The organism is Flavobacterium haoranii (assembly GCF_009363055.1).
In the GTDB taxonomy this organism is placed as follows: domain Bacteria; phylum Bacteroidota; class Bacteroidia; order Flavobacteriales; family Flavobacteriaceae; genus Flavobacterium; species Flavobacterium haoranii.
This window is the reverse complement of the sequence record NZ_CP045292.1, coordinates 1,190,554-1,211,756: the sequence shown is the minus strand read 5'-3', so window position 1 is coordinate 1,211,756 and position 21,203 is coordinate 1,190,554. Positions and strand designations below refer to the sequence as shown.

Genomic DNA, 21,203 nt, shown 5'->3' with positions numbered 1-21,203 from the left:
TTTCGGTTTTAGTGTTACAGAATTATTTTTGCTAATCTTTTATCTCTTTTATAAATATCATTGTAGAATATTAATTGTCCTTTTTCGTTAACCCAAGCTGTAAAATAACTTATAACTACTGGAATTTTAGTTTCTAATTCATATGTAGTTTCAGTTTTTCCATTCATGGCTTTGTGAATAGTTTCTTTTGTCCATTTTGGATCATTAGTTAAAATTTTCTCTGCTAATATATCTGGATTTTCAACTCGAATGCAACCGTGGCTAAAAGCTCTTACATCTTGATTGAACAAGTTTTTAGATGGCGTATCGTGAAGATATATATTGTTAGAATTTGGGAAAATAAATTTAATCAACCCGAGTGAATTCCAAGGTCCAGGTAATTGTCTTACATTTCCATCATTCCATTCCATTTTATGCTTTTCCAAATAATTTTCATCTTTTTCAATACCTGGAATTATTTCATCGTTAATGATACTTTTTGGAACATTCCAATAAGGCGCAAAAACAATATAACTCAATTGGTTATCAAAAATTACAGTTTTTGAAGCGTTTTTACCGACTACAACTTTTGTGTTAAAAGCCAAAATATCGTTTTTGAAATAATTAAGTTGGAACGCAGGAATGTTTACAAAAATCAATTCGTTTGAATTAAAAAGTTTAGGATCCATCCATCTACAACGCTCCATGTTTAATTTCAATGTAGTGATTTTCTCTTCTACTGGTTTATTGAGATTTTCTAAAAGTTCGCTCGTAATTATAGTATCGTTAATAGTTAAGCTATTAGTTTCTTGATATTCTTTTAATGCCACTTTTAGACTAACATTAAAAACATTTGACGAATCGTCGTGATTTAAATAACCTTCTCTAATTAAGCGCTTCTTTACAGCAGAAATTACTGTAGAATTATCGTCAAGATTTATAGGAAAATCATTTTTAGAATATGCAATTTTTTTCCAACCACCTTTTTTTTCGATTTCGTTATAGAATAATAATTTTTCGTGTAATTTGTAATATTGGTCAATAAAAGTGATTTTTTTGATATCCGCATCAGGATTCGCTTTAATAGAATCTATTAAATGGATATAATCGACTTTCTTTTTACTAATAAACCAGCCTAGTTTTCTCGAATTATAGTCGGTTCCTTCAACTACTTTATCATTATAATACAAATACAAGCTAGAAATTAAAATATCATTGTTTTTTAATGACTTCTCGTTTTCAATTTCAGTTTTAAAGATTGAATCAAATTTTTCTAAATAAGGAACTTCCTCATCTAAACCTTCCGTTGAAATATTATGTAAGTTGTAATGTAATACCGAAGCTAATTCTTGAATTTCTTCATTTTCATTAAACCAAAGAGATTCAGAATTTTGACTTTTATAAAGTGCAATTAATTGTTTTTTGTACTTTTTAAATTTCGGATAATCAGCTAAAAAGGATTTAATTTCTTTTGCGTAATAGCAATCGCTTCATCGATTTCTAGATTTGAAGTATCTAAATTTTTGTTGTTTTTACAACTTGAAATTATAACGATTAATAGGATTATAATTGATAACTTACTTTTCATAACTGCTTTTTTACAAATTTATGATGGTAAGTGTTGATGCGTTTTACATCTCAATTAGAATTTTTTATATAATTTTAATCCCAACATTCCATAAGTAATAAATCGCCTTCGCTATGTTCAATAACTACAAGGCCATCTTCAAAAACGTGATTACTGCTTCCGGTTCTGTAACCGATGGTTAGTTCATCATTTTGTAATGGATAAAATAAATTTTGAGAGTGAATTCCGCTAACTTTTCCAATTGGAATAAGAGAAAGCGGCGTGTTTTTAGGATACCATTTTTGGAACTTTTCGGGCAATAAAAAAATTTTGGAATGATCGTCTAGAATAACAATTTTTAGAATATTTCGGTAGCGAACAATATTGGTGATATTGGTAATCGTGTGATCGGCTCTTCTTCCGGTGGCCCAAATTACATTTACCGCTTGGTGACCGCGTTCGATTAAGAAGTCAAAAGCTTTTTCCAAATCGGTTTTATCTTGATTAGGAGTGTGAATGATTTCAAGTGGAAATTGAGATTCTTTATAAATATCGGGATTAAAATCGCGATCAAAATCACCCAATAAAACATCAACTTTAATACCTAAATTTAAAACTCTATCTATTGCTGAATCGAGAACCACTACAAATGGCGACCATTCTAAAAGTTGGCCTAAAAGCTCTTTGCTACAAGCAGCACCATTGGCAATAATTAAAGCAGGTTCTTGATCGTCGCGAACAATGTGATGTGAAGACATTTTAAAATTTAGAATTACAGATTTAGAATTACGAAATTAAACAATATTTATTCAATTACGTAATCCATTGTATCTGTTTCCGACAATCTAAAGAAACCTAAAGCATAATTATCAAAATTGGTTTGGTTTACAATGTTTCCTCTCACAGTAGCAGGAGGTGTTTGAAAAGGACTTCCTCCGCTTGAACCCGCAATGCTTAATAAGATATTCATATAATTGTAATACGTTTCAGAAATACCATTTAATTGAAGTTGTATAGAATCTCCAGCATTAAGGTCATTTGCTAAATATGCAAACATTTGATTTCCCTGAAAAAACTCATCATCTATTACGTCAATTATGGGTAAAAGAGCATTTGAAGCGTTGAAATTAATTAAATAATAATTGTCTATCAATCCATTATCTTGATAAAAGAATTTAACTTCTATTTGATTGCCAGTAATACCTCCATTTTCGTTTTGTTCAATATAATCAATTGTTGGAACTTCAATTAATGATTCTGTAGCAGTATAAACTTGGCTATTATGAATTACAGTTAGCGTGTAAGTTTGACGTATTTCAGGATTAAAATTAGTACAAACGTAATTTCCAGTTCCAGGGATTTCTATAAAATCGTATTGAATTCCATTTCCGTCAGTAATAAAAACTGTTGCGCCTCTTACTGTTGGAACTTCATTCTCATAAAAACCAGCTGTTGTGGAAAGAAGGATAGTTTGTTCGTTTCCGGTAGTTCCTTTTTGCCATTTTAAAGAAGCATCAATAACTAATTTAGGTTCAGCTGTTTCTAAATCCACATCAACCACATCTTCACAACTTATAAGTATGAGAAGCGTTACTATTGTAAGGACAATAAATGTTGTTATTTTCAAGATTATCTTTACCATAATTAAAATTTAAAATTATAGGTTACACTTGGTACAATTCCAAAAATTGATAAACGAACGGCTTCATTATTTCCAGAATCTTGATTTTGTCTAAAACTCATAGAAGCAGCATTTTTTCGGCTGTAAATATTATAAATTCCAAAAACCCATTCGCCATACCAATTTCTATTTTTATTTTTTTCGGGAACCAAAGTAGCCGAAACATCCAAACGATGATACGTAGGCAAGCGGTTTTCATTTCGTAATCCATAGGTTGGAACCATAATTCCTTGATACTGATATTGTCCGTTTGGATAGGTAACCGGCTGTCCGCTTTGTAAGGTGAAAATGCTACTAAAACTCCATTTTTCATTAAGTTGGTACATAGAAGTCACTGAAAGATTGTGCAATTTGTCCCAACCTGTTTTGTACCATTCGCCATTGTTAATTCCGGTTTCTTCGGCTGTTCTTCCAGGAGTTCTTTGCTCCGAACGCGATAAAGTGTAGGAAAGCCACCCAGTTAATTTTCCGTTGTTTTTGCGAACCAAAAGTTCCAAGCCATACGCTCTAGCTTCTCCATTTAAAACCACTTGTTCAATATCATCATTAGCAATTAAATCGGCACCGTCAATATAATCCAATCGGTTTTTGACTTTTTTGAAAAACGTTTCGGCTTCTAAGGAATATGCACCGTTTTTAAAATTTCTAAAATATCCAAAGGCAATTTGATCTAAAATTTGCGGTTTCAAATAATCGTCACTTGGTGTCCAAACATCTAATGGAGTAGGAGATTGCGTATTGGAAATTAAATGCAAATATTGCGTCATTCGGTTGTAACTCGCTTTAAGAGAACTTTTTTGGTTTAAAGTGTAAGCCAAAGCTAATCGAGGTTCTAAATTGCCAAATTGCGAAATGATATCGTTTTTACCATATTTTTTGGTGCCAATTGGAGTCGCTTTTTCATAAATCTGAAAGTCTTCGTTGAAAACGACTGCCTGATTGTTTTCGTAAAGATTAATTTCTTCATCTCCCAATCGATAAAATAAACTATATCGCAAACCATAATTTACACTTAACTTGTCTGAAATTTTTTGTTCCGAATCAATATAGAAAGAAGGTTCAAAAGCATATTTTTTAGCCAATTGATCCGGATTTATACCGGAAGAATCATCGGTTGGATTAATTTCGCCAGGATTGAAATCATAATAAATGGCATTTACTCCATAAAAAAGTTTGGTTTTATCGGAAAGATAATGTTTGAAATCGTATTTAAGATTGTAATTTTTTATACCGCTGTCCCAATTGAAGCCTACAAAATTCAGGGTTAAACCATAATAGTAATCACTGTAAATAAGTGAAAGATTCGAGAATAATTTATCCGAATACAAATGATTCCATCTCAGGTTAAAAACCGAATTTCCGTAGGTGTTTTTAAAACTATCACTCAAACTAAAAACATCGCGGCCAAAATATCCAGATAAAAATAAACTGTTATTATCATTGAGTTGGTAACTCAATTTCGTATTTAAATCATAGAAATACGCCGAATTATCATTGTCGGCTAATTTTAAAAACAGATGTGCATACGAACTTCTTCCTGCAAAAAGGAAAGAACCTTTGTCTTTTACAATCGGTCCTTCCGCTAACAAACGACTCGAAATAACACCAATTCCTCCATTTACATGAAAACCAGTATTGTTTCCATCTTTTTGATATATTTCCAAAACGGAAGCAACTCTTCCTCCAAAACGAGAAGGAATTCCGCCTTTATACAATTTAATATCCTTGATGGCATCGGTATTAAAAACGGAAAAGAAACCAAATAAGTGTGATGAATTGTAAAGTGTTGCTTCGTCTAATAAAACTAAGTTTTGATCGGCAGCGCCACCTCTCACATTAAAACCCGATTGACCTTCGCCAGCATTTGTTACTCCAGGTAGGGTTAAAATCGATTTTAAAATATCTGTTTCACCCATTACAGCAGGCATTTTTTTTATCGTAGCCGCCGTAATTTTATGCGTACTCATTTCCGGTTTATCCAGTACAACTTTATTGGGATTATCAGTTACAATTACTTCTTGTAAATTTTCTAATGATTCTTTTAAATCAACGTTGATTTTTTGGTTACTAGTTAAGGTTATTTTTTGATAAAAATCACTAAATCCGATGTAACTTACCCAAACTGTGTATTCGCCTTTGGGAAGTGTTAACGAATAAAAACCATATTCATTAGTAGTAGTACCGGTTTTGAGTTCGGGAATAGCAATAGTAACTCCAATAAGTGTTTCGCCTGATAAACTATCTTTAACAGTGCCACTAATTGTAAATTTTTCTTGTGAATATCCAATAAAACTGAATAAAAAAACTAAAAAAATGCTAACTTGCCTAAAGTTCGTGAACATGGTATATTTTTTGATTGACAAATTTGACGATATTTTTTTTATTTGTTACAATACAATTGTTAATCATTGGTTAATTTACAAGTTGTATTAACACTTTTCTATAGATTTGTTGAAATTAGAATATGAAGATTTTTATAAACCTTGTATTACTGCTTTTTGTTTCGGTATCAGTTGCACAAATTGACACCAAGAAAAGTACGCCTTTAAAATTGAAATTAGATAATCCGTTTGAGCAAACTCCTGCTAATGATTCTAATTTACCTTCACTTGAATATAAAAGTGTTTTTGATAGTCCCAAAAAGAGTAGATATTCTATTTTATCGAACGATAAAGAAACGCCTAAAAGTATTTTAGATACATCAACAGATTTTAAAAATCCTGGAGATGAGGTAATGGATAAATTGAATAAAGAAATTAATAAAGAAGGAAACTGGGACGATGTTTTCTTTGGGAAATATGTAGTAAGAACGTCAACCATAAAAATAAAGACAAGAGACTTTATGGAACCAGATGGAGATAGAATTAGAATTTTCTTGAATTATCAAATCTTATTTTTAAATGAACTTTTGGGAAGTAATTATGAAACTTATGTAGTGAATTTGAGAGAAGGAGAAAATGCAATTGATATAATGGCTTTAAATCAAGGTTTAGCTGGACCAAATACAGCGAACTTTGCTATTTATGATGAGAATGATAATTTAATAACTACAAATGACTGGAATTTAAAAACGGGTGTTTCCGCTAAGTTTATTATTGATTATAAGAAACCATTAGATAAATAAAATAAAAATAGAATACCAATAAAAAAGGCTTCCTAAATGGAAGCCTTTTTTATTTATCTAGAATTGATTAATTCAATTTAGCTAAGATTGCGTTTAAAGTTGTACTTGGACGCATTGCTTTTGCAGTCAACTCTTCATTTGGATGATAGTAACCACCAATGTTTTGAGCTGTACCTTGAGCAGCAATCAACTCTTCGTTAATTTTAGCTTCGTTAGCATTAAATTCTTCAGCAATTGGAGCAAATTTAGCTTTCAATTCAGCATCTTTATCTTGAGTAGCTAAAGCGTTTGCCCAATATAAAGCTAAGTAGAAGTGAGAACCTCTGTTATCAATTTGTCCTACTCTACGCGCTGGTGATTTGTCGTTTTCTAAGAATTTCTCAGTAGCAACATCTAAAGCTTCAGCTAAAACCATAGCTTTAGGATTGTTTTGAGTTTGCGATAAATGCTCGTAAGAAGCACCTAAAGCTAAGAACTCTCCTAATGAATCCCAACGTAAATATCCTTCTTCAACAAATTGTTCAACGTGTTTAGGAGCCGATCCACCTGCACCAGTTTCAAACAATCCACCACCATTCATTAATGGAACAATAGAAAGCATTTTTGCAGAAGTACCCACTTCTAAAATAGGGAACAAGTCAGTTAAGTAGTCACGTAACACGTTTCCTGTAACAGAAATAGTGTCTAAACCTCGACGAATTCTTTCTACAGAGAATTTTGTAGCTTCAATAGGATTTAAAATGCGAATATCTAAACCTGTTGTATCGTGATCTTTTAAATATTTTTCTACTTTTTTGATGATTTCTCTATCGTGAGCACGGTTTTCGTCTAACCAGAAAATAGCAGGAGTGTTAGATAAACGAGCTCTATTTACAGCTAATTTAACCCAATCTTGGATAGGAGCATCTTTGGTTTGACACATACGGAAAATATCACCAGCTTCAACAGCTTGTTGTAAAAATACATTTCCTTCTGCATCAACTACGCGAATAGTTCCTTCAGCTTCCGCTTGGAACGTTTTGTCGTGAGAACCATATTCTTCTGCTTTTTGAGCCATTAAACCTACGTTTGGCACAGAACCCATAGTTTTAGGATCGTATGCTCCGTTTGCTTTACAATCATCAATTACAGCCACGTAAACACCAGCATAAGAACGATCTGGAATCATAGCAACAGTATCACGCTCTTTACCTTCTTTATCCCACATTTTACCTCCAATACGAATCATTGCAGGCATAGAAGCATCTACAATAACATCAGAAGGAACGTGTAAGTTAGTGATTCCTTTGTCTGAATTCACCATGGCTAAATCAGGGCCGTTGTTAATAGCGGTTTCAATAGCAGCTTTAATTTCAGCTTCTTGAGCGTGTCCGGCAATTTTACCGAAAACTTCACCTAAACCATTATTTTTATTGATGTTTAATTCTGCAAAAACACTTCCGTATTTTTCAAAAACATCTTTAAAGTAAACTTCTACAATTGCTCCAAAGATAATTGGATCAGATACTTTCATCATTGTAGCTTTTAAGTGAGCTGATAAAAGTACTCCAGCAGCTTTTGCTTCTTCTTTAGTTTGAGCTACAAATGCTTTTAAAGCATTGATATTTAAAACAGCGCTATCAATAACTTCTCCAGCTTTTAAAGTAGCTAATCCTTTTAATTCTTTAACACTTCCGTCTTTGGCAACAAATTCGATTTTAAATTGAGAATCTTTATCTAGTGTAACTGAAGTTTCAGTTCCGTAGAAATCACCTTCGCTCATGTGAGCAACTTTAGTTTTTGATGTGCCTGCCCAAGTTCCCATTGAATGAGGATGAGCTTTTGCGTAATTTTTAACCGCTTTAGGAGCACGACGATCAGAGTTTCCTTCACGTAAAACTGGATTAACAGCAGAACCTAAAACTTTTGCATATTTAGCTTTAATTGCTTTTTCTTCTTCATTTTTAGGATCATCTGGATAATTTGGAATTGCAAAACCTTGAGATTGTAATTCTGCAATGGCTTCTTTTAATTGAGGAATAGAAGCCGAAATATTTGGTAATTTAATGATATTAGCATCTGGAGTCGTAGCTAATTGTCCTAATTCTGTTAAAGCATCACCAATTTTTTGATCATCTTTTAAAAATTCTGGAAAGTTTGCTAAAATTCTTCCGGCTAATGAAATATCTCTTGTTTCAATTGAAACACCCGCAGGTTTTGAGAATGCTTGTACAATAGGTAAAAATGAATGTGTAGCAAGCATGGGTGCTTCGTCAGTAATCGTATAAATAATTTTAGGTTGATTTGACATGTAAATTTAATTTAGTGTTTGTTTGTTTAAAATTTTCAGAGAAAACCTGACAAATATAAGAAAAATGAGCCTAAATATAAACCAGTTAAGAGCGAAAACGATTGAATTAGGGATTTAATATTTTAGGATTAAAATATTATGAAATTGATAATTTATATTGTGTAAAATTATTAAAATAAAAAAACCGCAACAGCGTTGCGGTTTTTTTATTGGTTTCTTAAAGGGAAGATTATCTTCTTCTTTCTTTAATTTTTGCTTTTTTACCAGTAAGTTCTCTGAAGTAGAAGATACGAGCTCTACGAACTTTACCTCTTTGGTTAACTTCGATTTTTTGTAAAGCTGGCATGTTAACAGGGAAGATACGCTCTACACCTACAGAACCAGACATTTTACGAATTGTGAAAGTTTCAGTTAAACCAGCACCTCTTTTTTGGATTACAACTCCTTTGAAGAACTGAGTTCTAGTTTTTTCACCCTCTTTAATTTCATAATACACAGTAATCGTGTCTCCTGAGTTGAATTCAGGGAAATCTTTTTTTGCTACAAATTCGTTTTGTACGAAATCTACTAAATTAGCCATTGTTTTTAAAAATAAACGTTTGAATCAGAACAACATACACGTCTTTCGCCAGAGGTTGATCCAAATGTGGGTGCAAAATTAATAAAAAAAATATTAGTAACACATAAATGTATGATTTTTTTTGATTTGAATATAGGGCATTTGCCTTATTGACTACTTTTTTTACTATACTTAGTTTTGAATGTATTATTTAAAATGCTTTCAATGAAAATAGAATTAATAAAAATATTATTCAGAAACAAATTAGGTCTAATTCTATTTACACTTTTTACGATTCAATTTCAAGCTCAAGAAGGAAACTATAGTTTTTTGACTGTGAATAGATATGATAATGGAGATAATGCTAAAAACATTGATAATCTTATCATTAATAGTAGAGAACTCCAAGTAGGTTATCAACCCAATTATAATGTCTTTAAGGACAAGCCTAAAATTAATGGTGCAAAATGCGATGGACAAAACTGTGATTTTAATAAAAGTTATAATAAAATTTCTTTTAATTTAGGTTATGATGTTTATTGTAAAGGCAAAATAATAAAAAGAGTAAAATGGCAAAGGGGTTCAAATAATGCATATTATTATGTTGAGCCAGATGGACCAATTTATCATAAAAACGGACAAATATTTATAAAAGATCCTGGAAACAATTTAAAAAGTGTTGATGTTGAAAGTAGCCTGTTTCATCCTAATGGTAAATTATATCAGAAAATAACTAAAGATCCTCTTAACAAATATGTTCAAGTTTATGAAGAATATGATAAAGAAGGGAGTTTGGTAAGACGCTTTTCGAGCGACAAACAATATGGAGATGAAGGAAAAAAAGAGAATTTTAATGGATTACCTGTTTATTATACAAATTATGGAGCAGGTAGATTACCTTCACCAGATGCAATACAGCCATTTTTACAAACATTGAAAAACAATGATTCATATTTTGGTTATACGGCAGCGGGTAGTTATTATTCTATTGAAAATATTACTTTTGCTGGTTTTTTCTTGCCTACAATAAAAGAATTAGGTAATGGTTCGGTTGTTTTTATGGAAGACAATACTACCCAAAAAGCTTATTGGGCTTTAATTATCAATGGTAAAATAGAAATGACTGTGCCCGCAAATTTAACGGATAAACCTAATATTGATGATTTAATAAATAAGCTTGGACAATCTTATAAAACTATAGTTAAAATGCGAGCGCCCAAGCTAGATGCCTATGAATATTTAAAAAATAATTATATGGTATTGAGTGATGGTGTTAATCCTTATTGTATTGCAAATGTAGACAGCGGAATTTCACCAAGTTATTCGGGTTATGGTATTTCAATGAAAGCTGTTGATAGCCTATTCCCAGGACAGGTTAGGTATTTAAAGGTAGGACAATTTAAAAACGGGAAGTTAAATGGATTAGGTTATCGTTGTAAAATAACACATTTGTTTCAAAATAAATACTTTATTGATCCAACAACATCTGATGGTAGATATAGTCCTTTAGATATGAAAATTGATGCTCAAATAGGAATTTTTGAAAATGGAGAATTAATAAAAGGTAGAAGACTAAATAATGTAATTCAAAAAGAGGATAATGAAATATGGGAAAAAATGCCGCTGGAAGGAATTAATTTTGTAAATAAAGAAGTTCCATTTGAATATAAATATTTAGGTCAAATTGCAGAAACAACTTCTTTAAACTATCTAAAACCTGGTGATAAAGTATATGTAAAAACTTTAAAAAGAGAGATGATTGTACATTCAGTTAATGAGAAGGATAGAAGTTTTAAAATTGAAACTGATGAAAAAAATGTTTATGCTACCATAACAAGAGATTTTTCAGAAGTTTACTGTAAGGTAATGGGTAAAAAAGAAGTTGAGGTTAATTGTAACCCTGAGGTTTTAACAGAAAAATTTAAAATTATAGATGTTAAAAATACTTACAACCATTCGTCTTATATTAGTCCAGTAATATTTTATAAAGATGGCTTAAAATATTTGTCTAAAGGCCAAACTGTAGATTATAAAGCTACTTGGGTTTCTAAACAAAAAGTTAGCGATGGATATACAAAAAGTATTTGTAAATTATGTAATGGAACAGGTAAAAGAAAATTTTCTAAAGATTATACTAGAGTTGTAAAGCTTTCATTTTAAACAAGATAAAAGAAAGAGATCTTGATGTTATATTTACAGAATTAATCTTCTAATAAATCGGGTCTTCTTTCTTTTGTATGTTCATAAGCTTTTTGTTCGCGCCATTTTTCAATTTCAGGAAAATTTCCGCTTAATAAAATATCAGGTACTTTTAAACCTTTATATTCTGCAGGTCTTGTATAAATAGGATGCGATAGTAAATTATCTTGAAAACTATCTGTTAAAGCAGAAGTTTCATCACTTAATACTCCGGGAATTAATCGAATTAAAGCATCGCAAAAAACAATAGCACCAATTTCACCTCCACTTAATACATAATCTCCTATCGAAATTTCTTTAGTAATGTGCATGTCGCGAACGCGTTGATCGACTCCTTTATAATGTCCGCACAAGATTATAATATTCTCAAGCATTGACATAGAGTTTGCCATTTTTTGGTTTAAAGTTTTGCCGTCAGGTGTCATGTAAATAACCTCGTCGTATTTACGCTCACTTTTCAATTTAGAAATGCATAAATCAATAGGTTCTATCATCATCACCATTCCAGCACCCCCACCAAATTGATAATCATCAACATTTTTGTGTTTATTAGTGCTGTAATCTCTTAAATTGTGAAAATGTACTTCCACTAAGCCTTTTTGTATGGCTCTTTTCATAATTGAACCTTCAAATGGACTTCTTAATAAATCGGGTAAAACGGTAATGATATCAATTCGCATTCTAAAAATGTTTTCGATGCAAATTTATAATAATTGATTGATATGCCTATACACCAAATTGTTTTAAATGATTATCCATGTAATCCCAAACAAATTTATCCCAATCGTGATAAGTCATTTTTCCCCAAAAAGGATGATGCATTTTCATAATGGCGTGTTTACCTTGATTGCCAATTCGATTTATTTTTTGGATTACCTCAAGTTTTAATTCCAAAGTATTCAATTCTTTTGGTGATTTTCTGTAGTAATAATCGTGACTTTCTTGAGTGAGCGCATTTTTTATAAAATAATTTTTAAAAACAACACTCAATGACTTTTTTAATCCACTTACTTTGATGTCTTGTTTTCCAAAAGCAATATCTAATTCAATGAGCATTTGTCGGTAAAGCATTTCAGCAGTTAATTTTCCATCTAAAGTTTTAGAATTTTCCTCAAGCAAATCAATTCTTTCAATTAATTCACGAGTGTCATAAGAATTGTAAATACTTTTCATAAGCCATTTTTTTATAGTCAAACAATATTTAAACAACTAAAGCATTCTATGACGTAGAATTTGGAATTCTAATTTTTTTGAAAAATTGGAAAGTGAAAATATTGAATATTAGTTAATTAACTATAAAAAATCGATGAAAGTCGTAAAATTCAGATGATGTTATGTAAATTATTGTTTATTAATGGATTAAACATTAAACTGTTTTAAATGATGATCTAAATGCATATAATGTAATTTATCCCATTCGTTATAACTCATTTTGCCAAAAAAAGGATGTGTTTGATTTTTAATGGCTCCGTGACCTTCAGAAGCAAATCTTCTTTAAATTATTTGTTTTGGTCGAAATAAAAATAATAAAAAAATCCATAAGAAAGAAAGTGTACTGACTTATGGATTTGATAAGAATATTTTAAAATTATGGATTTGTAGACCATAATGAAGCGCCTTTTAACATGGCTCTTCGTGGTAATTTTAAACTTGCAACAATAAGTTCTGCAAAATCTTCTGGTTGTAAAACTGTTTCTACATCTTCTTTTTTGCAATTCCTAACGAAATAGACATATCTGAAGCAATTGTACTTGGCGTTAAAGTACAAACACGAATATTATTCTTACGCACTTCTTTCATTAAAGCTTCTGATAATCCTATTACAGCAAATTTAGATGCTGAATAAGCAGAAGTATTTGGATTTCCTGTTAATCCTGCTGTTGAAGATATATTGATAATATCGCCTTGATTTTTAGCAATTAAATGAGGAAGCACTTCTTTAGTAACATAATACATTCCCATTACGTTTGTTTGAATAATGTTTGACCAAGTAGTAACATCCATTTCGTTAAACGAGCCAAAAGCAGCAATTCCAGCATTATTGATTAAGATGTCAATTGTTTCAAATGATGTAAAAATAGATTGAATTCCTTTTTTTACTTCTTCATAGTTTCCAACATCAAAAACGGCATAAGTTGCGTTAACACCTAAGCTTTTTAGTTCGTTAACCGTAGCAACTAATTGTTCTTCATTTCTTCCTGTTATGGCTACATCAACTCCTTCTTTTGCAAGTGCTATTGCCGTAGCTTTTCCTAAACCTCTACTACCGCCCGTTATGATTGCTTTTTTACCTTTTAAATTTTCCATAAATTATTTTTTATTTACAATTAAACTGAATAGCATCGGAATTTTGTTTCCAAAATGCTTAATTCTATATTTTCCTTTTTCAAATTCTATTGTTTCATTGAAACAGTTGTAAGGCGAATAATCATATTCTTCGAAATGTTGAATTTCAAGCCCGTGTTTGATGAAACTTGTAAATATTTCTGATAAAGAATGATTCCAACCCACATAATCTGTTTTTATATCGGCTTCTTTGTTGGCATATGTTCCTGAATATTCTTCTATAATGGGTCTTTCATTATGATAATGATATTTTATTTCTTTAAAATTATCATCAAACATCCAAACAAAAGGGTGAAATTCTACAAAAATTAATTTTCCGCCAGGTTTTAAACTTTTTGAAATTATGTTAGCCCATTTGTCTAAATCGGGTAACCAACCAATAACGCCATAACTTGTGTAAACAATGTCAAATTGTTCATCAATTTGCTCTAGCGTGTCATAAACGTTACAACAAACGAATTTTGCATCGAGATTTAAAGCTGAATTTATTTTTTGAGCTTCTTCAATTGCTTTGTCAGATAAATCGATTCCGGTAACTTTTGCACCCATTCGAGCCATAGAAATAGAATCTTGACCGAAGTGGCATTGTAAATGCAAAATGGATTTATCCTTGATATTTCCTAATAAGTTAATATCGATTTCAGGAAGAGAATTTTTACCATTTAAAAAACTTTTTGATCGTAAAATTCAGAATCTAGATGAATGGGAACTTTATTATCCCAGGTTTGTTTGTTGATTTCAAAATACTTTTCGTTATCCATTATATTTTAATATGTTCTATTTTGAATAGAAAATCGTAATTTTGCATTCAAATTTAATTATTAAAACGATGCAAGACGGAATTTACGCAAAATTTAATACACCAAAAGGTAGTATTTTGGTTAAATTAACTCACGATAAAACACCAGGAACTGTTGGTAACTTTGTTGGTTTAGCAGAAGGACAATTAGAGAATTCGGCTCGTCCAATGGGAAAACCTTACTATGATGGATTAAAATTTCACCGTGTTATTCCTGATTTTATGATTCAAGGAGGTTGTCCTCAAGGGCAAGGAACAGGTGGACCTGGTTACAACTTTGATGATGAGTTTCATCCAGAATTAAGACATGATGGACCAGGAGTTTTATCTATGGCAAATGCTGGACCAGGAACTAATGGTTCTCAATTTTTTATTACTCATGTTGAAACAGGTTGGTTAGATGGAAAACATACTGTTTTTGGACATGTTGTTGAAGGACAAGATGTTGTAGATGCAATCGCTCAAGGAGATGCTATAGAATCTATCGAAATTGTTAGAGTAGGAGATGAGGCTAAAAACTGGAACGCAATTGAAGCTTTCAGAACTTTTGAAGGTTCTAGAGAAAAAAGAATTGCTGAACAAAAAAGATTAGCTGAAGAAGCTTTAGAAAAATTAGCTGCTGGTTTCCAAAAAACAGAAAGTGGTTTACGTTACCAAATCATTCAAAAAGGAAGTGGTAAACAAGCTGAAAAAGGTAAAAAAGTATCAGTTCACTATCAAGGTGCATTAGAAAACGGACAAGTTTTTGATTCATCATACAAAAGAAAACAACCAATTGATTTTACTTTAGGAGTTGGTCAAGTAATTGAAGGATGGGACGAAGGTATTGCTCTTTTAAAAGTAGGTGATAAAGCTCGTTTTGTGATTCCGTCTTACTTAGGGTATGGAAGTAGAGGTGCTGGTGGTGTAATTCCTCCAAATGCAACTTTAGTTTTCGATGTTGAATTAATGGACGTGAAATAGTTTTAAAACTATTTTAAATGATAAATTAAATCCCAAAATTTTATATTTTGGGATTTTTTGTTTTGAAAATAACTATTTTTACCCAAATCAATAAACTATGAGAACTAAATTATTAAGCATTATTGTAGATTTAACATTACTAGCATCATGTTCTTCTAGTAAAAATGCCGTTGCTAAAACGGAAACAAAAACAAAACCTATTGCTGTATTAGAGGTTGTAGAATTAACTCCCGAGTTAGCTCAAGGGAAATCTATTTATGAAGGAAAATGTGGAAGATGTCATAAACTTCCAGCAGTTGAAGATTTTACAGTTGAAGAATGGCAACCCATTATGTTACGCATGCAAAAAAAAGCTAAAATTTCTGATGAAGAACGTGAGTTAGTTTACAACTATGTAACGATGAAATAATTTTTAAAACTCGTGGTATATCAATAAATGCGAGTCAATTTTTTATATGAAGAATCTATTTTCTTTCCTCTTTCCTCTTTTTTCTATTTTTTCAATAGGACAAATACCGCATTGTGGATATGATTTTACATCTTACATTGTAGTAGATGTTCACGAAAATGGCAAAACAGAAAATATTAAAAACCTTAAAATTTCAATTGTTGATGAAAATAATGTTGAGGTTTTAAATATCAATAATAAATACAGTTGGAATAACGCCAATAAACCGCTTTTGTTTACTCAAAATTACTTGATTAGTAAGGAAAGCGAAAAAGAACGTTACTTCTTTCCTTATGCTCAAGACCAATATTTTTTGTCTGTTAATAATACATTTCCAATTGAAAACTTTAGTGTAAAGATTGAAGATGTTAATGGACTTTATAAAACTCAAATTCTTCCTTTACAAAGTTTTAATCTTTATATTTTATGTTCTTCAGAAAATGAAAAAGCTAAAATGTTCGGTAGAAGAACAAATAGTCCAGTTGAAGTAGTTTTGGAGAGGAAATAATCGTAGTTTAAATGTAAACTTTGCTTATTAAGGTCTACAGCGACCAGATATTGAAAACTGGATACTGAACTCTAAGAAGACTTCCATTTAATATTACAACCAATACTTGGTTTTTGAATATCATTTATCTTTCTATTGTAAATAATAGCATCAATTGCATTACGCAAATCACTTCCCGAAACTGGAATACCATTTGCTGGACGAGAATCGTCTAATTGTCCACGATAAACTAGTTTATCTTGATTGTCAAATAAATAAAAATCCGGTGTACAAGCGGCATCATAAGCTTTGGCAACTTCTTGCGTTTCGTCAAACAAATAAGGGAAATCTATTTTTTGTTCCAATGCAAAATCTGCCATTTTATCAGGTGCATCTTGTGGATATTTCACCACATCATTGCTTGAAATTGCAACTACACCAATTCCTTGAACGCGATAATCGTTCGCAATCATTACAATTTCTTCAATAACATGTAGCACAAACGGACAATGATTGCAAATAAAGATTACTAGTGTTCCTTTGTTACCTTTTATATTTTTAAATGAAAAATGTTGATTAAAATTAGTTGCTGGTAAATTAAAATCAGGAGCTTTTGTTCCAAGAGCTAACATATTTGATGGAGTTTGCGCCATTTTTGGTTTGGAAATTAGAAGTTATAGTTGTTATACGAAATTGTATAGAGAATGTTACAAAAGCGATGAATTTTCTTAAATTTGAATAAAAAAGGAATCATGATAAAAGAAGAAATAACTTGGCAAGATTTTGAAAAAATAGATATAAGGGTAGGAACTATTTTGGAAGTAAATGATTTTCCAGAAGCAAGAAATCCAGCTTATCAATTACATATAGATTTTGGTGCAGAAATAGGAATTAAAAAATCATCGGCACAAATTACAAAACGCTATCAAAAGGAAGCGTTAATTGGAAAACAAATAATTGCGGTTGTAAATTTTCCTAAAAAGCAAATTGGCAAGTTTATGAGTGAATGTCTAGTTTTAGGAATTGTAGGCGACGATAAAGATGTAGTATTACTTTCGCCTAATTTTAAAGTAGAAAACGGTTTAAGAATGGCATAAAAGCTATAAATATTTTGTCAATCTGAACTTGTTTCAGATTCTAAAATAAAAAAGTCCAACAATTGTTGGACTTTTTTATATTTAAGTTTCAATTAAATATCTTCAAAACTAATATCGGTAAAGCTTTCTGTTGAAGAACCTTCAGTAGAATAACTTTCTCTTTTAAAATCTTTTTGATGTCTTTCTGAAATTACTTCTTCTCCTTTTTGAGAAACTACAAAATCAGTCATTTCAGTTAAAATCTCTTGGAAAGCAGCAAAATCTTCTTTGTATAAATAAATTTTGTGTTTTTTAAAGTGGTAAGAACCATCTTCTTCAGTAAATTTTTTGCTTTCAGTAATTGTAATGTAGTAATCGTCTGCTTTTGTAGATCTTACATCAAAAAAATATGTTCTTCTACCAGCTCTTAATACTTTAGAAAAGATTTCTTCTTTTTCTAACATTTCATTTTCTCTCATAATCCAATCTTTCAATTAGTGGTTTTAGTGTTTCAAAAATCTAAAAAAAAAATTATAAACCAATTTTTTATACAATTTCTTTTTCAGACAATTGTTTTAAATATAATTCTTTGTAATATCCTTCTTCGTCTAATAATTGATTATGAGTTCCTTGCTGTATTATTTTACCATCGTCTAGAATTATAATTTTATCTGCATTTTTAACAGATGAAATTCTATGACTAACAATTAGTGTTGTTTTGTCTTTACAAAATTCTGTTAAATTATTTAAAATAGCTTCTTCGGTTTCTGTATCTACAGCGCTTAAGCAATCGTCTAAAAGTAAAACAGGAGCATTTTTAATTAAAGCCCTTGCGATTGAAACACGTTGTTTTTGTCCGCCAGATAATGTAATTCCTCTTTCGCCTAAAACAGTATCATATTTGTTAGTAAATTCCATAATGTTATGGTGAACCAAAGCTTTTTTTGCAACATCTTCAATTTCTTCATCCGTTGCATCTTCTTTACCAAATTTGATGTTGTTTTTAATTGAATCGGAAAACAAAAAGGCATCTTGCGGAACAACACTGATGGCATCTCTTAAACTGTATAAGTTTAAATTTTTAATATTTTGGTTGTCAATAAATATGTCTCCACTTGTAGTATCATACAAGCGACTGATAAGTGATAAAATACTTGATTTACCAGAACCTGTTTTTCCTAAAATACCTAACGTTTCTCCTTTATTTACTGTAAAACAAATGTTTTTTAAAGCTTCAATATTAGTATCGTCATAAGTGAAGCTTACATTGTTAAATTCGATTTTTCCGCTTATATGAGAAGATTCAGGATTATTATTTTTAATATCAGGTTGTTCTTTTAAAAATTCATTAATTCGTTCTTGTGAAGCTTCTGCTTCTTGAATTAAAGAAGAAACCCAACCTAATGAAGCAACTGGCCAAGTTAGCATATTAATGTATAGCATAAATTGGGCAATCTTTCCAAGGTCGTTAATTTCTGTACTTCCTTCCATATACATTAAACCACCAAAGTAAATTACAACTAAATTACTCAAGCCAATTAACAATATCATTAAGGGACCAAAAAGCGAGTTCACTTTCGCTAGGTCCATAGCCTTTTTTTTGCTGTCTACGGTAAGTTCCCCAAATTCATTTAGTTTTTGAGGTTCGATAGCATAAGCTTTGATAACTCTAATTCCAGAAAACATTTCTTGTGCAAATGAAGAAAGCGTCGATAAATTCTTTTGAAATGCTCCACTTCTTTTATGAATTTCCGAACTTATTTTGAAAATCCCATAAGATAATAGCGGTAATGGCAATAATGAATAAATAGTTAATCGAGGAGAAATGTTGTACATGTAAACAATTACTGTTACAAACGTTATAAAGGTATTGATGGAATACATTACAGCCGGACCAACATACATTCTCACTTTACTAACATCTTCACTAATACGATTCATTAAATCTCCAGTTCTATTGCGCTTATAAAAACTTTGCGATAAAACTTGATAATGTTTGTAAACTTCATTTTTTAAATCAAACTCAACATAACGCGACATTACAATTAAGGTTTGACGCATTAAAAAAGTAAAAAAACCTGCAACAATAGTTACCACTAAAACCCAGATAAATTTTTCTAAGATTGCAGAAAAAAGTTCGCTTGTATTGGTTTGAGAGTTTTCTATAAACTTTTGTACCAAAGCAATTGAATCTCCAATGTACTCAGGAACAAATAGTTTTATGATTTGGGCAACAATTGTAATCAAAATCCCAAATAAAAAGCGGAATTTATATTTGAGGAGATATTTATTTAAATATTGTAATTCTTTCATTTATGTAGATAAAAAAGCAATTTTTTAGTAAAATTATAAATTAAAGCCCAACAAAAATGAACTTTTGGTTAATATTAACATCATGATTTGTATTGTCATATTATTAAAAAAATATAAAAAATTGAAACAAATTAAATTTATTCGTAATATTGCATACATTTATTGAATAATTTTCAAAATTTTACAGCATGACAGCAGATTTATTAACTACTAGTGAGCTTCACAAAGTAGATCCGGTTTTTGGTCAAGTGTCTTTTGACGGTCATGAGCAAGTTGTATTTTGCTACGACAAAGATACAGGTTTAAAAGCAATTATCGGTATACATAATACCGTTTTAGGTCCAGCATTAGGTGGAACTAGAATGTGGAAATATACAAACGAGTGGGAAGCATTAAACGATGTTTTGCGTTTATCTCGTGGAATGACTTTTAAAAATTCAATTTCTGGATTAAATTTAGGTGGAGGTAAAGCTGTTATTATAGGTGATGCTAAAACTGAAAAAACTCCTGAATTAATGACTCGTTTCGGTCAGTTTGTTGATTCTTTATCAGGAAAATATATTACAGCTGAAGACGTAGGAATGGAGACTAAAGACATGGATATTGTAAATAATGTTACAAAGCATGTTGCTGGAATTTCAGTAGAAAGAGGTGGTTCAGGTAACCCTTCTCCTGTTACAGCTTACGGAGTTTTTATGGGAATGAAAGCTGCAGCTAAGTACAAATTTGGTTCTGATAATTTAGAAGGAAAAAGCGTTTTAGTTCAAGGAATTGGTCACGTAGGTGAGGTTTTAGTACAACACTTAACAGAAAGTGGTGCTATTGTTTCAATTACTGATATCAACGAAGATAGAGTACACCAAGTTGGTTCAAAATATGGTGCGAAAATCTTTACAGGAGCCGATTTATATGCTGCCGATGTTGATATTTATGCTCCTTGTGCTTTAGGTGCTACTATTAATGACGACACCATTGATAAAATTCAAGCAAAAGTAATTGCAGGTGCTGCAAATAACCAATTAGCAAATGAATTAAAACATGGTAAAATTCTTAAGGAAAAAGGAATTTTATATGCGCCAGATTTCTTAATTAATGCAGGTGGTGTAATTAATGTATATTCAGAATTAGCGAACTTGACAAAAGCTCAAGTAATGGAGAAAACTGAAAACATTTACAATACTGCTTTAGAAATTTTTGATTTTGCTGATAAAAATAATGTAACAACACATGCTGCTGCATTATCAATAGCTCAAAAGCGAATTGAAGACAGAAAAAATGAATTACAAAACAAGTAATTTTTAAATAATATTGTATTTTTGCAAAGCGAAAGAGTAATCTTTCGCTTTCTTAATTTTTTAAAGTTCTTAAAGTA

20 protein-coding genes and 2 pseudogenes are annotated in these 21,203 nt (G+C 30.9%); 7 read left to right on the top strand and 15 right to left on the bottom strand.

Annotated features, from left to right (window positions below):
- Nucleotides 1-14 precede the first annotated feature (14 nt).
- From GCU34_RS05915 to GCU34_RS05900, 5 genes are all read right to left on the bottom strand, one after another.
- A complete protein-coding gene (locus GCU34_RS05915; RefSeq protein ID WP_227658777.1) occupies nt 15-1,391 on the bottom strand; it encodes a L,D-transpeptidase family protein in 1,377 nt (458 codons plus the stop codon).
- Nucleotides 1,392-1,429: 38 nt separating this feature from the next.
- On the bottom strand, nt 1,430-1,567 hold the full coding sequence (locus GCU34_RS13630) for a hypothetical protein (RefSeq protein WP_193702259.1): 138 nt from the start codon (nt 1,565-1,567) through the stop codon (nt 1,430-1,432).
- Nucleotides 1,568-1,641: 74 nt separating this feature from the next.
- Nucleotides 1,642-2,304 carry a thiamine diphosphokinase gene (locus tag GCU34_RS05910; protein WP_072785834.1) on the bottom strand — a complete coding sequence of 221 codons (663 nt, stop codon included), beginning with the start codon at nt 2,302-2,304 and terminating at the stop codon, nt 1,642-1,644.
- 47 nt (nt 2,305-2,351) lie between these two features.
- Nucleotides 2,352-3,188: a DUF4249 domain-containing protein gene (locus GCU34_RS05905; protein WP_072785832.1), complete on the bottom strand. Its 837-nt coding sequence runs from the start codon at nt 3,186-3,188 to the stop codon at nt 2,352-2,354.
- A gap of 2 nt (nt 3,189-3,190) precedes the next feature.
- Complete coding sequence (locus GCU34_RS05900; protein ID WP_072785830.1) at nt 3,191-5,569, bottom strand: TonB-dependent receptor; 2,379 nt, start codon at nt 5,567-5,569, stop codon at nt 3,191-3,193.
- Nucleotides 5,570-5,691: 122 nt separating this feature from the next.
- Here GCU34_RS05900 and GCU34_RS05895 point away from each other — a divergent pair, with 122 nt between their 5' ends.
- On the top strand, nt 5,692-6,351 hold the full coding sequence (locus GCU34_RS05895; protein WP_072785828.1) for a hypothetical protein: 660 nt from the start codon (nt 5,692-5,694) through the stop codon (nt 6,349-6,351).
- 67 nt (nt 6,352-6,418) lie between these two features.
- On the opposite strand, the gene GCU34_RS05890 is transcribed toward GCU34_RS05895, so the two are convergent.
- Together GCU34_RS05890 and rplS are read right to left on the bottom strand one after the other, a co-directional pair.
- A complete protein-coding gene (locus tag GCU34_RS05890) occupies nt 6,419-8,641 on the bottom strand; it encodes an NADP-dependent isocitrate dehydrogenase (RefSeq protein ID WP_072785827.1) in 2,223 nt (740 codons plus the stop codon).
- Nucleotides 8,642-8,870: 229 nt separating this feature from the next.
- On the bottom strand, nt 8,871-9,221 hold the full coding sequence (rplS, locus tag GCU34_RS05885; RefSeq protein WP_072785825.1) for a 50S ribosomal protein L19: 351 nt from the start codon (nt 9,219-9,221) through the stop codon (nt 8,871-8,873).
- A gap of 204 nt (nt 9,222-9,425) precedes the next feature.
- Here rplS and GCU34_RS05880 point away from each other — a divergent pair, with 204 nt between their 5' ends.
- Complete coding sequence (locus tag GCU34_RS05880; RefSeq protein WP_072785823.1) at nt 9,426-11,360, top strand: hypothetical protein; 1,935 nt, start codon at nt 9,426-9,428, stop codon at nt 11,358-11,360.
- A 41-nt stretch (nt 11,361-11,401) separates the two neighbouring features.
- On the opposite strand, the gene trmD is transcribed toward GCU34_RS05880, so the two are convergent.
- The 5 genes and pseudogenes from trmD to GCU34_RS05855 form a co-directional block, all read right to left on the bottom strand.
- On the bottom strand, nt 11,402-12,079 hold the full coding sequence (gene trmD / locus GCU34_RS05875; RefSeq protein WP_072785822.1) for a tRNA (guanosine(37)-N1)-methyltransferase TrmD: 678 nt from the start codon (nt 12,077-12,079) through the stop codon (nt 11,402-11,404).
- Nucleotides 12,080-12,125: 46 nt separating this feature from the next.
- Complete coding sequence (locus tag GCU34_RS05870) at nt 12,126-12,572, bottom strand: hypothetical protein (RefSeq protein WP_072785820.1); 447 nt, start codon at nt 12,570-12,572, stop codon at nt 12,126-12,128.
- A gap of 186 nt (nt 12,573-12,758) precedes the next feature.
- Complete coding sequence (locus GCU34_RS05865) at nt 12,759-12,863, bottom strand: DUF1569 domain-containing protein (RefSeq protein WP_227658776.1); 105 nt, start codon at nt 12,861-12,863, stop codon at nt 12,759-12,761.
- A gap of 124 nt (nt 12,864-12,987) precedes the next feature.
- Nucleotides 12,988-13,706, bottom strand: a pseudogene (locus GCU34_RS05860) (3-ketoacyl-ACP reductase).
- 3 nt (nt 13,707-13,709) lie between these two features.
- A pseudogene (locus GCU34_RS05855) lies at nt 13,710-14,506 on the bottom strand (class I SAM-dependent methyltransferase).
- A gap of 68 nt (nt 14,507-14,574) precedes the next feature.
- On the opposite strand from GCU34_RS05855, the gene GCU34_RS05850 reads away from it, so the two are divergent.
- The 3 genes from GCU34_RS05850 (at nt 14,575) to GCU34_RS05840 (ending at nt 16,463) form a co-directional block, all read left to right on the top strand.
- Nucleotides 14,575-15,507, top strand: a complete 933-nt coding sequence (locus GCU34_RS05850) for a peptidylprolyl isomerase (RefSeq protein WP_072785815.1) — start codon at nt 14,575-14,577, stop codon at nt 15,505-15,507.
- 97 nt (nt 15,508-15,604) lie between these two features.
- Nucleotides 15,605-15,916 carry a c-type cytochrome gene (locus GCU34_RS05845; protein WP_072785814.1) on the top strand — a complete coding sequence of 104 codons (312 nt, stop codon included), beginning with the start codon at nt 15,605-15,607 and terminating at the stop codon, nt 15,914-15,916.
- A gap of 46 nt (nt 15,917-15,962) precedes the next feature.
- A complete protein-coding gene (locus GCU34_RS05840) occupies nt 15,963-16,463 on the top strand; it encodes a hypothetical protein (RefSeq protein ID WP_072785812.1) in 501 nt (166 codons plus the stop codon).
- A gap of 71 nt (nt 16,464-16,534) precedes the next feature.
- Here GCU34_RS05840 and GCU34_RS05835 read toward each other — a convergent pair whose 3' ends face one another.
- Nucleotides 16,535-17,095 carry a thioredoxin family protein gene (locus tag GCU34_RS05835; RefSeq protein ID WP_072785811.1) on the bottom strand — a complete coding sequence of 187 codons (561 nt, stop codon included), beginning with the start codon at nt 17,093-17,095 and terminating at the stop codon, nt 16,535-16,537.
- A gap of 99 nt (nt 17,096-17,194) precedes the next feature.
- Here GCU34_RS05835 and GCU34_RS05830 point away from each other — a divergent pair, with 99 nt between their 5' ends.
- Nucleotides 17,195-17,539 carry a tRNA-binding protein gene (locus GCU34_RS05830; protein WP_072785809.1) on the top strand — a complete coding sequence of 115 codons (345 nt, stop codon included), beginning with the start codon at nt 17,195-17,197 and terminating at the stop codon, nt 17,537-17,539.
- Nucleotides 17,540-17,631: 92 nt separating this feature from the next.
- Here GCU34_RS05830 and GCU34_RS05825 read toward each other — a convergent pair whose 3' ends face one another.
- Together GCU34_RS05825 and GCU34_RS05820 are read right to left on the bottom strand one after the other, a co-directional pair.
- On the bottom strand, nt 17,632-17,997 hold the full coding sequence (locus GCU34_RS05825) for a PUR family DNA/RNA-binding protein (RefSeq protein ID WP_072785807.1): 366 nt from the start codon (nt 17,995-17,997) through the stop codon (nt 17,632-17,634).
- 67 nt (nt 17,998-18,064) lie between these two features.
- Nucleotides 18,065-19,831 (bottom strand): ABC transporter ATP-binding protein, encoded by a 1,767-nt coding sequence (locus GCU34_RS05820; RefSeq protein WP_072785805.1) that lies wholly within the window; start codon nt 19,829-19,831, stop codon nt 18,065-18,067.
- Between the two features lie 188 nt (nt 19,832-20,019).
- Between GCU34_RS05820 and GCU34_RS05815 the strand changes: the two genes are divergently transcribed.
- Nucleotides 20,020-21,126: a Glu/Leu/Phe/Val family dehydrogenase gene (locus tag GCU34_RS05815; RefSeq protein WP_072785803.1), complete on the top strand. Its 1,107-nt coding sequence runs from the start codon at nt 20,020-20,022 to the stop codon at nt 21,124-21,126.
- The last annotated feature ends 77 nt before the right edge of the window (nt 21,127-21,203 follow it).